The organism is Campylobacter showae (assembly GCF_900573985.1).
In the GTDB taxonomy this organism is placed as follows: Bacteria; Campylobacterota; Campylobacteria; order Campylobacterales; family Campylobacteraceae; genus Campylobacter_A; species Campylobacter_A showae_E.
On sequence record NZ_UWOK01000001.1, the window covers coordinates 574831 to 591142 of the forward strand.

The window sequence follows — 16312 nt, forward strand, 5'->3', positions numbered from 1 at the left end:
TTTTGTGGTGCTGTTGTGAGCGAGCAATCATAAAGCACGGCAAATCTAAATTTGGCGTGATGAGCTAAAAGCGCCAAATTTATAGAATCTAAAATCGTTTCGCTAAAAAAATACCGCGACAATCGCCGCAAACGCTAAGACTGAATAAATTAAGATTTTGACTATGCTTGTTTTTGTGCTGGCTTTTTGCTCGTAAAATACGCTTAATTTGTATTCTGAGCTTTTAAGCGTGCGCCATGCCGCAAAAATCGCCATCACCAAAAGTAACGAGCAAAATTCTCGCGACGGTAAGCTTCTAAAATCCTCCAAAAATAAAATAGTCGCAAGAAGCGTCGCCAAGCAAAACAGCATAAAAAATATCCAGCTCAAAGCGATGAAAAATACGGCGTCCATTTTGCAATCTATGCCGTGATTTTTATATGCTGCGACCCTAAAACCGATATAAACGGCAAGCAATGCGCAAGATAATATCGTGAGCGGGTTAAATAGCGCAGAAAGCGTCATTTGGCTCATCTCCGCACCCAAGATAGACGCCATGGGCGCAAAAGTAATGAAGGCGCAAAAATAAAAAAGGATAAATAAAATTCTAGCCTGGAAAATGACGCTAAGAACTGATTTTATGATTTTTAACAATTGTTTCCTTTAAACGTTTGGCGACTTAGGGCTTGAAATTTGACTACGATTTTAGCTAAATTTTAAATGAAATTTATCGACTCTCGTCTAGCTGGTCTTAAATTTGGCATTGCTATATAATGTATTTACTTGAGCCGTTTAAATTTGAAATGCGGCGAGTCGCTTTTTAGTTTATAAATTTATCTGCTTTATCGCTCGTAAAATTTCATCCTCGCGGGCTAAAAAATCCTTTGCGATGACGATAAATTCGTTGTTTTTTAGCGAGGCTGCGTCGTAGATCGGCGCTTTTAGCGTCGCTAGATCGATCATCTTCGCTCCCGTGCCCGCAGCGATCATCTCGCCCGCGGCGTTGTCCCAGATAGAGCTTGGCGAGTAGCGCATGTATGCGCCCGCGAGATTTTCGGCGATGCGGCAGTATTTGATCGCCGAGCTTAGCCGCGCGATGTCCAAATTTAGGGCGGCTGCGAGCTTGCCCGCCGTTACGTTTTTGCCGCGTTTGCCGCTGATTATCGTTTGCGGAGCGCGTTTGCTTGCGGTTAGAGTTTGCTGGATAAACGCACCGTTTTTATAGAGCTCTTTTTGCGTTGGCTCGCCTTTTGCCGCGCTATAAATTTCGCCGGTAACGGGCAAGTAGATGACGCCGAGCGCCGGGCGACCGTCCTCTATGAGCGCGATACAGACGCAAAACTCGCCGCTACCTTCGATAAAATCCTTCGTGCCGTCTAGCGGGTCGATGAGCCAAAACGTCCGTGCGGACTCGCCCAAAATCTTTTCCTCCGAGCAGATCGGAATTTGCGAGCTTTTTAACGTTTCGAATATCGCAGCGTTTGCTGCAAGATCGGCCGAAGTCACGGGCGAATGATCGGTTTTTAAATTTACCTCGAAATCCCGGCCGTTTTTGCCGCATACGCTTTCGCTCAAGGTCGAACGAGCCGCTAAAATCTCGTCGTCAAAGCCCTTGTGAGCGTAAAATTTCATTATCTCGTCGCCTGCTTTTGTGGCCGCAAGCTTGGCTAAGCGTAATAGTTCGTTTAAATTTTGCATTTTGGTTTCTTTTTGCTGTATTTTTAATATTTTGATTTTTCTTGTTAAGGGGGAAGGGGCTTGAATTACGAAGTCGCTCCCTTCCCCCTTAACAATCCCCCAACCCCTACGACGTGAGATGTGGCGACACTGCTTTGCTGACGCAAAGCGTCGCGAGTTTCGTAAATTTTGATGGAGTTAAATTTATAAATTTGAGCTCAAATTTGAACGCAAATCGATAAGCGGATGTATTTTGCGATGAATTTAAATGTTGCGACGGAAATTTTGAGCAAGACTAGACAAATAGTCTGTCGCAGCTCAAAATTTTCTAGCTCATTTAAAGGCGCGCAAAAGACAACGCGCTATTTCGGCGTTCTGTTCGTCTCGCCTACATACAACTGTCTTGGACGGACTATCTTGATACTTTCCTGCTCTTTTAGCTCTATCCACTGACTGATCCAGCCCGGGATCCTACCGATGACGAAAATAACCGCAAACATATCGTTTGGTATGCTAAGCGCCTTTAAAATCAGTCCCGAGTAAAAATCGACGTTCGGGTAGAGGTTGCGCGAGATGAAATACTCGTCGTTTAGCGCGATCTCTTCGACCTTTTTGGCGATTTTTAGAAGCTCGCTGTTTATGCCGATCTCGTCAAACAGCTGGTCGCACATAGATTTTAGCACCTTTGCGCGCGGATCGAAGTTTTTATACACGCGGTGACCAAAGCCCATCAGCCTAAACGGATCGTTTTTGTCTTTGGCGCGGGCGATGTATTTATCGACGTTTTCGACCGAGCCGATCTGCTCTAGCTGGCGGATGACGCCCTCGTTCGCGCCTCCGTGAGCCCAGCCCCATAGCGCTCCGATACCAGCAGCTATACACGCATACGGGTGCGCGTGCGTCGAGCCTACCGTGCGCACGGTCGTCGTGGAGGCGTTTTGCTCGTGATCGGCGTGCAGCATAAAGACCGTATCTAGCGCCTTAACTTCGATCGGACGCAAATTTACGTGCTCGTACGGATAGCTCCTCATCATGTAGAGGAAATTTTCCGTAAAGCCGCGGTCCAAATTTGGATAAATGATCGGCAGTCCGCGAGAAAATCTATAAGAAAACGCCGCGATAGTCGGTATTTTGGCGATTATCCGCATCGCCATCTCGTGATACTCCTCTGGCTTGTCCATATTTAGGTGATCGGAGTAAAACGCAGAAAGCGCAGCAACCGCCGCCTGCAGGATCGCCATCGGGTGCGCCTTATCCGGGAATGCGTCAAAGAGCTTCATCATGCCCTCGTGGATGAAGCTGCGCTTTTTAAGCTCGAGCTTAAAGGCGTCGTACTCCTTTTCGTTTGGCAGCTCTTTGTTTAGTAGCAGATACGCCACGTCGATAAAGGTCTTGTGCTCGGCGAGATAGGCGATGTCGTAGCCGCGGTACATCAGCTCGCCTTTTAGTCCGTCGATGTAGGTTATCGTGCTCTTGCACATCGCAGTCGAAGTGTAGCCGCGGTCAAACGTAAACATCCCCGTATCGCTAAAAAAGGTCGAGATGTCGATGACGTCGGGCCCCATGGTGCCATGAAGTATCGGAAAGTCGTAGCTTTTGCCGTTTCTGTTGTCGGTTAACGTAACCGTATCGCTCATTTTGGCTCCTTTTGCAAATTTTTATTTTCGTAGCTCATTAGAATTTTGATACAAATCGTTACTATTATAGCCTGAGTTAGGCTCGCTAGTATGAAAGAGAAGTAAAAATTTTCATTTATGCCGCCTGATTTGTAGGCTATGGTAGCAACGGCGATGAGAAGCGTTAGCGGCATCGAGTGCGAGAGCGCGAAAAGGATGGTGTTTTTTAGCCCGAGGATGTTTAAAAACACCGTGCTAGCAGCGAGTCTAAAGCCTATCATGACGCCCGTTATCAGCACCGCGTCGCGCACGACTCCGTCTATCATAAAGGCGTTAAGCTTAAACGTCGAGCCGATATGCACGAAAAATGTCGGCACCAAAAAGCCAAAGCCAAAGCTAGCAAGCTTGTGCGGCAGGTCTTTTTTGTGATCGAAAAATGTCGCGATAAAGGTCCCCGCCACAAATGCGCCGAAAGCTATCTCTAAATTTAAATAAAGCATAAGCGCGATGATGCCGAAAAACAGCGCCATACACAGGCGGATGTCTTTTTCGGAGTTGTCGTAGTGGGGCATCAGGATGACGCGCAGCTGCGGATACCACCAAAATAGCACGTTTAGCGTCTTATAGCCGATCACTGCCGCGGCTAAAAATCCGCTCAAATATATGATCGAAAACGCCAGCTCGCTACCCGCGCCAAATTTCATATACGCGCCGACGAAGGTTAGCAGCGTGATGCTCACGACTTCGCCGATCGAGGCGATGAGCATGCTGATGTTTAGCCACTCCTCGTTTTTGCCGTACTCCTTAAATAGCGTAAATATCATACCCACGGCCATCAGCGGCATGATGAGGATAAAAAGGCGGTTTAGATCAAACGAAAACGTGAGCAGCGCCGCGAGCAGGTAAAGTATCGCCAGATAGATGACGCCCGTTTTTAGGATCTTTTTATCTATCGTGAAAAATAGCTTGAGATCGACCTCCGTGCCCGCTAAAAACATGAGGTAGAAAAAGCCTACTTCGCTCACGATTTTAAACATCTCGTTGTACCCGATAAAGCCGAAATATCCCGCCAGCGAACCCAAAATAATCTCCACGGGCGCGATAGGGATGCGTAAAATTTTAGAAAAATACGGCGACGTAAAGATGATAAAAGCTAGCGCGATGAGGATACTTAGTCCGTTTGCCTGCAAGAAAGTCCTTTGTAAATGGGGGATTATAGCCTAAGGTTTTTTATTCTTTGATAAATTTGACCCGCTTGGGCTCGTCTTTTTGCCCTATACTTCGTTACTTTTAAATTTGGCTCGGTCATTACCGACCAGGTAACTCCCGTCGCCAAATTTAAAAGCGACTCGTCTAGAACTTCTTGAAAAGCTACGAGCGTAGCGAAGTAGAAAAATACTTCGCCTTGATTTTTCTTTAAGCGACTCGTCTCGCGAGCGCTTTTCCGAGATTTCGCAAAATTTTCGCTCCGCAGGCTACACGCCTAGCGCACGCTCAATTTTGCTTCAAAACTCGAAAAATCATCTCGCGATACTTCGCCCCGATTTCTTATAATCAAATTTCAAATTTGCAAATTTGAGTCGCCGAGACCCGCACCTTGAAAACGTCAAATTTGAATCATATTTGCGACGCTTTGCGTCAGCAAAGCAGTGTCGCCACATTAAAAGCGTCGTAGGGGGAGGGGAGCGACTTCGCGTCTGCTTGCAGTTGCGAGCATGGCGAAGCAAAATTTAAGCCCCACCCCCTTTACAACAAAGTAAAAAACAACCTCAAACGGTTGTTTTTTACTAAAGGAAGCCAAACTCGCAACGCTAAATTTAGCCAACCCAAATTTAGCATCTTAAAGGTGCGGGTCTCGGTGCGTCAAATTTAGAATTTTAGCGAAATGCAGTGTCTAAACTCTAAAACACATTTTAAGAGCAGGCTAAATTTGGCGGTTACTCCGCCAAAATCGAGCCCGCAAATTTGCCGTCCTTTAAAGGCAAATTTAAATCAGTGGCAAAGCGTTGCGAAGTTAAATCCGCGCGCTTTAAACTCGGCGATATCGCGGCTAGCGACCTCGCCCTTAGTCGTGAGGTAGTCGCCGATGACGACGGCGGAGACGCCGTGATCAAAGATTTCGTATTGGCGTTCGCCTAAAATTTTCTCGCGACCGCCTGCTATCATCACGCGAGCGTTAGGTAGCGCGCGGACGGTGTCGTCGATGATTTTTAGCGCCTCATCCGCTATCATAGGCGGCCGTTTGACGCGTAGCGCATCGTTTGGGATAAAGAAATTTATCGGGCTAGAAAACGGATCAAGCTCTTTTAGGCTAGCTTGAAAGCTAGCGCGGTCGGCCTCGCTCTCGCCAAGCCCGTAAATGCCGCCAGTGCAGAGCATCAGTCCGGCTTCTTTAGCATCGATGTTGGTCTGCCAGCGCTCGTCCCAGCTATGCGTCGAGCAAATTTGCGGGAAAAACTCGCGCGAGGTTTCTAGGTTGTGGTTGTAGCTAAACACGCCCGCGCTTTTTAGTTCTTTTAGCTGCGGCAGCGTCGCCATGCCGTTGCAAGCGATCAGCATGAGGTTTGGGACTTCTTTATTTACGGCGCGCGAGAGGCGGGCGATCTCCTCGGTCTTTTTGTCCGTGAGCCTTGCGCCGCTGGTGACTAGGCAAAAGCCCAGTGCGTGGTTCGCTGCCGCGATCTTGGCCTCGGCGACTACTTGATCGGCGGTTTTCATTTTGTATTTTTCGATATCGGAGTTTATACCTGCGCTTTGCGTACAGTAGCCGCAGTCCTCAGAGCAGTTGCCGGAGCTCACCGAGCAGATGGCGCATAACATGATGGTTTTCATTAGATTATTCCTTTTTTTAGCGGCTTGGCTTTTTGCTATATACTTCGTTGGATTTCGCTGCGAGCTGCAGTCACGTATTATATATACGCTCCTTTACCCTTGCTCATCCGCCTCGTCTATGACAAAAATACTTCGCCTTGACTATTTTTATTTCAAATTTGAAGTCAAATTTGCAAATTTTACTCACCGAGACCCGCACCGCGAAAATGCTAAATTTGGCTTAGTTAAATTTGGAATCAAATTTTGTTTCCAAGTGTGCGGCACAATAGCGTGTTTTAAATTTGTAAGGCGACGTATTTTTATTCTAGACGAGGCGAAATTTAATTTTTAAGCGTAGGCTAGACATGTAGTCTGCCGAGCTTGAAAATTAAATTTCAACGAAGTATAGGATAAAAAGACGAGCCGCCGTTATTGCTCCGCGATTTGCACCTTTTTCTTACACTTTGTACACTCGTGAAACGTCCCTTTTTTGAGCTCTTTTTTGATCATATCGCCGCCGCATTCGTCGCATTTTTCGGCGACCGGCTCATAGTTTGAGACGAAGTCGCATTTTGGATAGTTTGCGCAGCCGTAAAATTTACCCCTGCGGCTGATGCGCTCGACGACGTCGCCGCCGCATTTTGGACACGGTACGTCGATCTTTTTGAGCTCTTTTTTCGGCTTTGCCGCAGCTTCGCCTTCTTGCGCGCCTTGTTCTGCCTTGGCGATATTGCGCGAGTATTTGCACTTAGGGAAATTTCCGCACGCGATAAACTCGCCGTAGCGTCCCTTTCGCAGTAGCAGTTCGCCGCCGCACTCGGGGCACTTTTCGCCGATAGGGGTGGCTACTTTTTGGCTTTTTATGCCCGTTTTGCCGGCCGAAATTTTATCCATAAACGGATGATAAAAATCGCTCAAAAGCTTTTGCCAGTCGGCCTTGTCTTCGGCGACGTGGTCGAGCTTTTCTTCCATATTTGACGTAAATTCGCTATCGACGATATCGCTAAAATGCTCCTCCAAAACGCCCATCATCGTAAAGGCGATCTCGTTTGGCACGAGCTGCTTTTTCTCGACTTTGACGTAGTCGCGAGAGGTTAGCAGCGAGATGGTCGGCGCGTAGGTACTAGGGCGTCCGATACCTAGGCTTTCTAGCTTTTTAACGAGTCCGGCCTCCGAGTATCGAGACGGCGGTTCGGTGAAGTGCTGAGAGCTTTTTATGCTTTGCAGGCTCATCTCGTCGCCGATTTTTAAGTCGGGCAAAATTTTATCCTTATCCATGTCGCCGTAAACGCGGTAAAATCCGTCAAATAGCACCTTGCGGCCGCTTATTTTAAACTCGCCCTTTACGCCGGCGACGAATACGTTTTGCGTCTGGCTAATGCTAGCGCTCATCTGGCAGGCTAAAAAGCGGTTGTAGATGAGTGTGTAGAGGCGCAGTGCGTCTTTTTCGAGATATTGTGCGGCGATAGCGGGCGTGAAGCTAAGATTCGTCGGGCGGATCGCCTCGTGGGCTTCTTGCGCGCCTTTGCTTTTGGTTGCGTAAATTTTAGCCTTAGCGGGCAGGTAGCGCTCGCCGTACTCTTTTTCTATCGTCTCGCGCGCGGCCGCGACGGCTTCTCTGGCGAGATTTAGGCTGTCTGTTCTCATATACGTTATCGCGCCCATAAAGCCCTGATGCGTCTGCACGCCCTCGTATAAATTTTGCGCGATCATCATCGTTTTTTTCGGGCTAAAGCCTAATCGGTTGCTCGCGCTTTGTTGTAGCGTCGAGGTCATAAACGGCGGCGCAGGCTCGGTTTTGCGCTCTTTGGCTTCGATCTCGCGGACGATAAATTTATCGCTTTTTAGATTTTCTACTATAAATTTGGCTCTATCGCCGTTTGTTATCGTTAGCTTTTCTATCTTTTGCGCTTCAAATTTAACCAGCTCGGCGTCAAGGTCTTTTTTGAAAACCGCGTCGATGCTGTGGTATTCGATCGGTTTAAAGTCGCGAATCTCGCGCTCGCGGTCTACGATGATTTTTAAAGCGGCGCTTTGTACGCGTCCCGCGCTTAGACCTTTTTGGATTTTTAAATTTAGCAGCGGCGAGAGCTTGTAGCCCACGATTCGGTCCAGCAGGCGGCGTGCTTGCTGCGCGTTTACGCTATCCATATTTATCGTGCGAGGGTTTTTTAGAGCGGCCTCGATGGCGCTTTTGGTGATCTCGTGAAACACGATGCGAGGCAGGCTCTCCGGCTTTTTGCCGATGGCTGCGGCGATGTGGTAGGCGATGGCCTCTCCTTCGCGGTCCTCATCGGTTGCGAGGTAGATTTGGTCGGCGTTTTTGGCTAGTTCTTTGATCTCTTTTACGATCGCGGAGTGATCGGCGCTTATTTTGTACTCGGGCGTAAATTTTTCGCCCTCGATCTTGATACCAAATGCGGTTTTTGGTAGATCTCTGATATGGCCTTTTGATGCGATGACATCGTAGTCGCTTCCGAGGAAATTTTTTATCGTTTTGGCTTTCGCGGGGGACTCCACAATGATTAAGCTTTTCATTAATATAGCCTTTTTAATTTTTTGCGGTAATTGTAGCAAAAAATTTAAACTAATGGCATTAATTTACCGTTTGAATTTAAATTTGACTTGGAAAAATGGGATAAAATTTGAAGCAAAAAGTCGAGCGGGTAAAACTCGACTTTAAAATTCACTTCTAAAGATATAGACGCCGAATTTAGCGTCTATAATAACTATTATTTTTGGAGATGTCTTAACTATTGGTGTTTGGGTTTTTGAAATTTAAGACCGCCGAAGCGGCCTTAAAGTGTTAACTACTGAAGTAGTCTTAAAACGTTTTGCTGAACAGAGTTAGCTTGGCTCATAGCATAACTTCCTGACTGAGCAAGGATGTTAAACTTAGAGAAATTTGCTGACTCAGCAGCGAAATCAACGTCTCTGATTTGAGATTCAGCTGATTTTACGTTTACTTGAGTAACTGTGATGTTGTTTACAGTTGCAACAAGCTGATTTTGAACAGAACCTAGGTCTGAGCGGATCTGATCAAGAGTTTTTTGAGCAGACTCAGCGATATCCATAACAGCCATTGCGCCGCGTAGAGTCATAACACCTGCTGATTGGTTAGAGCTTATATCGGCTTTCATTCTTTGGAAGCCCATAGCAGTTGCTAGTTTTTTATCTATCTGTCCGCGAATATCTCTCATAGCTACAGATTGCTGTGCGCCACCGTCAGATGAGAACGCTACTGAGAGCTTAGTGCCTCCGCCGCCTTTCATTTTGATATCTCTACCGTCTAGTCTTACTAGGTTTAGTCTACCTATAAAGCCTGATTTGTCTTTTGCGCCGATAACTTTATCGATATCTTTGCCTGCAAAGCTCATAGCGCGACCGTCGCGGCTAGTAAGAACCATCTTGCCTTCTGTATTTATAGAAGCTTCAACGCCGGTTTGGTCTTTTACTCTGTTGATAGCGTTTACTAGGGCACCATTGGCATCGTTTGCTTGTACATCCAAATCACCGATCTTTACGCCGTTGATAGCAAAGCTTTGGATAGAGGCTTTTTCTACGGCCTTGCTCATGATGCGAGTTACATCGTAAGTAGCTCTGATACCTGTTTTATCAGATACTTTATTGATGTTTTCAGCTAAAGCGCCTATTCCTTTTCCAAGACCTGTTGAAACGGTAGCAGCAGCGACTTTTACGTTGTTTACTCCGTCAACGTTTAGGAAGGTAAGAGATACTACGTCCATTTTAGTTAGTAGCTTAGAGCTCTCAAATCTCGTTAGGCCGATCTTATCTGACGTAGTAGCACCGATAGAAGCCTTAACGGTTTGGTTTGAGTAAGCGCCGATTTGGAATTCTTTGTTAGAGAATGTTCCGTTTAGTAGCTGCTGACCATTGAAAGACGTTGTATTTCCAATGTTGTCTAGCTCTTCCATTAGGCGAACGATGTCGGCTTGTAGCGCTTGACGAGAATCTGTTGTTTGACCGTCTTGAGCTGATTGAGTAGCTTTTACCTTGATTGTGTCTAGGATTTTTAGCTGCTCGTCCATAGCCTTATCCGCTACTTGGATGATACCGATAGCGTCGTTACCGTTGTTGATAGCTTGACCAAGCGCGCTAGCTTGAGAGCGAAGGCTATCGGCGATAGCAAGACCAGAAGCGTCATCTGCTGCAGTTTGGATTCTCAAACCTGAGCTAAGTTTACCCAAAGAAAGAGAAAGGTTGCGGTTGTTACCGACTGCGTTTGCGTGTGTGTTTAGAGCGTTGATGTTCGTGTTAATACGAAAACTCATTGTAAATCCTTTTAAAGTTTAATTACGACTTCTTGTCGTTCAAAAACTATATCGGACGAAATCAAAAAAACTTTAGGGGTAGAGGTAAAATTTTTTTTGATTTTTTCAAATTTGATTGAGAAGGACGATTTTTAGGGGATTTTAGAGCGGCGCAAATTTGGTCCGTCGTTAAATTTGATTCGTTCGGCAAAATTTGAAAGAGAGAAATTTGAGAGTTTAAAAAGGATAAACCCCGAAAGGTCGGGGTTTATCGCGGAGATTAGAGGGTTATCTGTAGGCCGCTATTGTCGGCAAGCGTAGCATTAGCTAGATCTACTATGCCGTTTAGTTTTACTACATAGTCGTCATCGCTTATGCCAGCGGTAGCGTCTGCTCTTACTAGATATGTGTCTGTCGCATTGCTATCAGGGTCCGTGTAGGTAAAGTAAGCAAGTTTGTTGCTTGCAGCCGTTGCGACGTCTAGGGCTCTAGATAGGTTGTTTGCAAAGTCTAGCGATTTTGTTGAATCGTATCTTGTGATATTTTGATCAATGGTTCCTCCTAAATTTGCGCCTATTTTGAGTTTGTCGCCTTTAGAGAAATCTTTAATAGTAGCCGTTTTTGATGCAGGGAATGCCGCCGGGTCAGCGCCCACCTTTGTTACCGTAAACGTATCGTCGCCCGCTCCGCCCGTTACGGTTACGCCTGATCTGCTGCCGAAGGTTATCTCGTCGTCGCCCGCTCCGCCTTTGATTACCGACTTTTCATCAAGGTGACCGCTAGCGTCAAATTTGAAATCTCCTTTTAGCGTGCTTGCGTCTACGGTTTTTACCTTTTTGAAATTGGCGTCCAGAGTTAGTATTGTTGAGTTTGCATCGCCTTTTACTACTATGTTAGCTAGAGTGCCTTTGTCGGCGCTAGCTTTTAGATTTACGGTATTTTCAGCTGTAGCTATCTTTTTTTCGTCCAATTTTGACACTATATCGATGTTTTCTATATTGTCTACTTTGAACTGACCTTTTACCTTGCCATTTGTGCTGTCTTTTGGATCTAGTACCAAATTTAACTTATCGGCAGTGCCGGTATCTGCGTCTTTGATCCCTACTGCAAGATCGTTTGATAAATCATTTTTTTCTACCGTTATAGTAGAGTTATTTAAGACTTTTGTAAGACTTTTGCCCGCATTTGCGCCTTGAGCTAGGGTGATATTATTAAAGCCTTCCCATTTTGACATATCTATATCATTTGCAATAGTATTGTTGATCCTTATGCCTTCGAAATTTTTAAGCGTTACCTTATCTGCTCCAGCGCCTGCAATCGTTGTAGATATAGATATTAGATCCGTTCCTGCTCCGCCGTTGATAGTTTGCTCGGCAGCTGTATCATCTATGTCTACTACGTCGTTTCCTGAGCCTAAAAGCACTTGCGAGCCGGCGATGTTTTTGACCTTTAGTTCAGCGAAATTTCCGGTAAAGGATGCTGCGTTTACGTCTTTTAGAGCGCCTTCTTGTTGCAGATTGATTTTTAGATCTTTTGCGCTTCCGTCAAAGGTTACTTTTTCTAACTTGTTGTGAGGAGAAACAAACTCGATAGTAGACTCTTTTTCGCCGTTAGCGTGGATGGTTAGCTGAGTGGCATTGTCTGCTTGTAGTTTGGCTGTGCCTTTTTCCGTGTAGTTTGTGGTTAGATCCACTTTTTCTTCGTTGGTTGTGATTTGGGCGCTGGTAAAGTCGACGTCTTTTACGTTAATTTTAACTAGTTTAGCCGCGGTGAGCGCTGCTGCTAGTTTTAGGTTTTCTAGGCTTAGATCCTCGACTTTGCTTAGTCCGTCTGGGGCTGCTACGGTTAGGACTTTTGTGTTTGTGCCTAGATTTATGCTAGCTTTTGTAGCCTCTTTTGCGGATATAGCGCTATCATCTCCGCCTTTTACGGATATCTCTTTTGCTTTATCCGCCGTTAGAGTGGCGATTTTATTCGTATCTATCGTTACTTTTTCTTTGGTATCGGTTTCTAGCTTTATGTCCCCAGGGGATGTAATGCTTAGATTATCAAGACCTTTGTTTAGTTTACTCATCAAGACCGGTGCTACTGGAGCCTTTATTGTTACCTCTGATCTTATCTCTAAATTTTCTATGTTGGTTACGCCTCTCATGGCATTATCGATATTGTCTAGATCAAGCTCCGAATTTGAGCCGTTTTTTAGTACGGTTACTTTTAGAGTGTCTTTACCGCCTAAGCCGTCTAGGGTGTCTAGTGAGGACAAAGTAGAGGTCTTATCGCCGTCGCCAGAATAGTAAACAGCGCTAAAAGTATCGTCGCCTTCGGTACCCTTAAGCGTATCGACTCCGGTGGTGAAAATTTTGCTTCCCGGTTTTGCAGCGTCTGCTAGCTGGTCTATTTTAGCTTTTTGCTCCTCTAGGTTGGTGCTGTTTGTGGTTTCGATAATCTGCTGGAACGGAGCATAGTTAAAGTTGCCCGATCCGTCGCTTTCTATGTCGGTTATCTTTTCAGCCATATATGCCGCGATAGCGGTTTTGTTTGCGAATACCGCCGCTGCCGTAGGGTCTGCCGCGATAGCCTCAGGCGATCTTGCTACTTGGAAAAGAGTAACTAGAGTCTCGCCTCTTGAGTGTCCTAGCTCTAGGTGGCGCACCCAAGCGTTTATGCCGTCTGGATCCTGAGAATAATCTTTGCCTAGGATATTTTTATAGATATTTTCTACATATCCTCTGTTTGTATCTATTCTACCGTTAAAATACGCTGCGATAGCTGGGCTTTTTAGCATAGCGTCTGCCGTTTGAGCCTGATCTCTAAAAACGCCTGCCGAAACCCATGCGTTTAAACCAGCGCCTTCGGGTGCTCTGTTAAATAATGCCACATAAAGTTGGGCTACTTGTGCTTTTGTTACTGCCATAAAAGGCCTCCTTTGGGTAAATTGGGATTTTGTTTAATTCCATGGCGATTATAGCATTAAATTCCTGATTGTCGATAAATCGTAGATAAAAAAAATGAAAATTTAGGCGGCAGAACCGCACTGCGTCGGCCTGCCGCTAATGAAGGATAAAAATGAATTTAGGCGAAACTATAAGACGATATTGTGATCGCTATCTACTCTCGCGCCGCTTAGATCTACCGTGCCGGCTAGCTTGGTCACGTAGTCGTCCTGCCCTACGCCTTGCACGCCGTCGGACGTAACGATGTAGGTGTTTGACTGATAGGTGAAATACGCACTCTTTGACGCATGCTGAGCGGCCGCCTTTTCGGCTTCGCGTAAGTTGTTGGCAAAATCTAGCGATGCGTCTGAGTCGTACTTGGCGATAGAATTTGACTCCGCGGCGGCGCCTCCCGTGTATAGTTTGTCACCCTTGCTAAAGTCGGTGATAGAGCTTAGCTTGTCCGTGCCAAAAGGCGAATTCGCCTCCGCTCCTAGCTTGCCGACCTTAAAGACGTCGTTTCCCGCTCCGCCGGTTATTTTAAGACCCGCTACCGAGCCGAAGCTTAGCGTATCGTCTCCGCTACCGCCTTTTACGACGCCGCCTCTTTCGACGTGATTTCCCGCGTCAAACGTAAATTTGCCTGTTAGCGAGCTTGCGTCAACGCCTTTTATTTTTACGATATTTGCGCCTAGTTTTAGTTCGGTATTGCCGTCGCCGCTCACGTAGACGCCCGATAGCGCGCTTTTAGTCGCGTCGCTAGCGTTTAGGTTTATTACGTTTTTGGCTGCGGCGGTTTTTGCCGTATCGGCGCTTGAGACTATGCGGACGTTTTCTATGCCGTCTATGACGAAATTTCCGGTGTTGTCCAGTCCTGCCGTATTTGCTTTAGGATTTATCTTTAAGATTAGCGTATCGTCTGCGCCGCTCGCCGCGTCTTTGATATTTACGGCTATATCGTTTGCGATCGCGGCGTTTTCGACAACTATCGTAGAGTTGTTCGCTAGATTATCTATCTTTGCTCCAGCTCCCGCTCCGCCGGCTAGCGTTACGGAGCCCAAATTTGCCCATTTAGTCATATCTACGGCCCCACTTAAGGCGTCGGTTATCTTTAAATTTTCAAAATTTAAAAGAGAAAGCTTATTTGTCGTCGCGGTAGCTACGGCAGAGGTTACGACCATGGTGTCTTCGCCCGCGCCGCCGTCGATACTATGGACATTTGCCGCGCTATCTATCTCTACGAAATCATCCCCGCCGCCTAGTTTTGCAGTGGCGTTTTGGACGTTTTTGAGTTTTAGGTTTGAGAAATTACCCTCGTAAGCGCTAGAGTCGAAATTCGTAAGATTTGCTTGAGCCGACAAGTCCATGGCAAATTCCCTCATGCCGCCGTCTACCGCGACCTTGGTTAACGACGCGATGTTGCCTAGATCTAGCTGGCCTTTTTTGCCTGCTTTAGCGTGTAAATTTAGCGTTTTTACCTTGTCGGCCGCGCTTGAGGATAGTTTAGCTATGCCTTCGTCCGCGTAAGACATCGTAAAATCCACGTCCCGTTCGTCGGTTCGGATGGAGTTTGCGCCAAAATCGACGTCCGTCACGCTGATCTTTTTGGCGCCGTATGCGATAAGTACGTTATTTCCCGACGTGTCGTTTATCTTTAAATTTGCAAGAGTCAAATCGGCGGCCTGGGTCGTGAAGTTTTTAAGAGCGTTGGTTTTGCTTTTTAGATCGATATTTACGGTCTTTGCGCTTGTTGCGACTTCGGTTTCGCCGTTGGCTTTTAAATTTAACGTCTGCGCGGCGGTCGCGGCGATATTTGCCTTGCCTTCGCTGTTTACGTTTACGGTTTTAGCGTCCTGCGCGATCAAGGTCACGTCCGATTTTGCCGAGATATCGATATTCTGCGCATTTTTAGCGTTTAGCGAAACTTTGCCGGTCGTATTTACGGAGACTTTGTTCGTCGCGTCGGTCTCGGATATGCTCACGTCGCCTATGGTAGAGATGTTTAAATTTTCCAGCCCGAAGTTAAATTTGACTCCGCCGGCGTCAAACTGGGTCTCCGAGATCAAATTTAGATTTTCGACGTTGCTTACGCCTTTAAAGATATTTTGAAGCTCGGTCGTAGTCAAATTTTGCGGAGCGTCGTTTTTAAACACGGTCAAATTTAACGTATCTTTGCCTGCGCCTCCGTCGATCTTGTCAAGAGGCGACAAAGTAGACTTTTGCGTGCCGTTGCCTGCGTAGTAAACGCCGTTAAATACGTCGTTGCCCGCGGTGCCCGTTATGTTGTCTAGACCGTCGGTTAGGCTCTTTTCGACGCCTTTGCTGGCTAGCTCGTCTATTTTGGCTTTTTGCGCTTCTAAATTTGACTCGTTCGTCGTCCTGATAATCTCCTGAAACGGCGCGTAGTCGAAATTCCCGCTGCCGTCTTTGCCGATATCGCCTATTTTTTCCGCCATATAGGCTGCGACTGCGGATTTGTTTTCGAAAATTTTAGCAGCCCTAGGATCGGCCGCCTTAGCCTCCGCCGATGCCGCTACCTCGAAAAGCTTCGTTAGCGTCTCGCCTCTGGTATGGCCGGCTTGTAGATGCCTTACCCACGCATCTATGCCTGCCGGATCTTGCGAGTAGTCCTTGCCGAGGATGTTTTTATAGATATTTTCGATATAGCCTTTATCGGTATCTATACTGCCGTTAAAGTACGACTGTACGGCCGGCGCTTTGAGCATATCGTCGGCTATTTGCGCTTGGGTTTTAGCGGCTCCGGCGCTTACCCACGCGTTTAATCCGGCTCCCTCCGGCGCTCTGTTAAACAATGCCACATAAAGCTGGGCGACTTGTGCTTGCGTTACTGCCATATTGGCTCCTTAGAAGTGAATTTTAGTACTACGTACTAATGATAGTAAACAACAAACATCGTATATTACGATATCTAGGCTAAAAAATCATAAAATACAACGAGTGTTTACCGCGGAATTATAAGCAATAACTATTCCATAGAATTTGTAGCTTAAAAAATAAAATTAAT

9 protein-coding genes are annotated in these 16312 nt (G+C 46.4%); all 9 read right to left on the minus strand.

The window, feature by feature from the left end; all coding sequences use genetic code 11:
* Positions 1-102: 102 nt before the first annotated feature.
* The 9 genes from EE116_RS03030 to EE116_RS03075 all read right to left on the minus strand — a co-directional run bounded on the left by EE116_RS03030 (position 103) and on the right by EE116_RS03075 (position 16142).
* On the minus strand, positions 103-633 hold the full coding sequence (locus tag EE116_RS03030) for a hypothetical protein (RefSeq protein WP_122873167.1): 531 nt from the start codon (positions 631-633) through the stop codon (positions 103-105).
* Positions 634-804: 171 nt separating this feature from the next.
* Entirely contained in the window at positions 805-1677 is an 873-nt protein-coding gene (locus EE116_RS03035) for a 3'(2'),5'-bisphosphate nucleotidase CysQ family protein (RefSeq protein ID WP_122873168.1), read from the minus strand.
* A 341-nt stretch (positions 1678-2018) separates the two neighbouring features.
* Complete coding sequence (locus EE116_RS03040) at positions 2019-3293, minus strand: citrate synthase (RefSeq protein ID WP_122873169.1); 1275 nt, start codon at positions 3291-3293, stop codon at positions 2019-2021.
* Positions 3290-4462 (minus strand): cation:proton antiporter, encoded by a 1173-nt coding sequence (locus tag EE116_RS03045; RefSeq protein ID WP_122873170.1) that lies wholly within the window; start codon positions 4460-4462, stop codon positions 3290-3292. Before EE116_RS03045 ends, EE116_RS03040 begins: the two co-directional genes overlap by 4 nt.
* 802 nt (positions 4463-5264) lie before the next feature.
* Complete coding sequence (locus EE116_RS03050) at positions 5265-6185, minus strand: biotin synthase (protein ID WP_338120537.1); 921 nt, start codon at positions 6183-6185, stop codon at positions 5265-5267.
* 327 nt (positions 6186-6512) lie between these two features.
* The gene (topA, locus tag EE116_RS03060) at positions 6513-8621 is read right to left on the minus strand and encodes a type I DNA topoisomerase (protein WP_122873173.1); all 2109 of its coding nucleotides are present in this window, start codon (positions 8619-8621) and stop codon (positions 6513-6515) included.
* A gap of 272 nt (positions 8622-8893) precedes the next feature.
* Positions 8894-10375 (minus strand): flagellin B, encoded by a 1482-nt coding sequence (locus EE116_RS03065; protein WP_122873174.1) that lies wholly within the window; start codon positions 10373-10375, stop codon positions 8894-8896.
* Positions 10376-10634: 259 nt separating this feature from the next.
* Complete coding sequence (locus EE116_RS03070; protein WP_122873175.1) at positions 10635-13268, minus strand: DUF4214 domain-containing protein; 2634 nt, start codon at positions 13266-13268, stop codon at positions 10635-10637.
* Positions 13269-13436: 168 nt separating this feature from the next.
* The gene (locus tag EE116_RS03075; protein ID WP_122873176.1) at positions 13437-16142 is read right to left on the minus strand and encodes a DUF4214 domain-containing protein; all 2706 of its coding nucleotides are present in this window, start codon (positions 16140-16142) and stop codon (positions 13437-13439) included.
* Positions 16143-16312: the final 170 nt, after the last annotated feature.

What these genes read in the sequence shown, in the direction of transcription:
- EE116_RS03035 (WP_122873168.1), bottom strand. Translation starts at nt 1,677, where the DNA reads ATGCAAAATTTAAACGAACTATTACGCTTAGCCAAGCTTGCGGCCACA.
- EE116_RS03040 (WP_122873169.1), bottom strand. Translation starts at nt 3,293, where the DNA reads ATGAGCGATACGGTTACGTTAACCGACAACAGAAACGGCAAAAGCTAC.
- topA (WP_122873173.1), bottom strand. Translation starts at nt 8,621, where the DNA reads ATGAAAAGCTTAATCATTGTGGAGTCCCCCGCGAAAGCCAAAACGATA.
- EE116_RS03065 (WP_122873174.1), bottom strand. Translation starts at nt 10,375, where the DNA reads ATGAGTTTTCGTATTAACACGAACATCAACGCTCTAAACACACACGCA.
- EE116_RS03070 (WP_122873175.1), bottom strand. Translation starts at nt 13,268, where the DNA reads ATGGCAGTAACAAAAGCACAAGTAGCCCAACTTTATGTGGCATTATTT.
- EE116_RS03075 (WP_122873176.1), bottom strand. Translation starts at nt 16,142, where the DNA reads ATGGCAGTAACGCAAGCACAAGTCGCCCAGCTTTATGTGGCATTGTTT.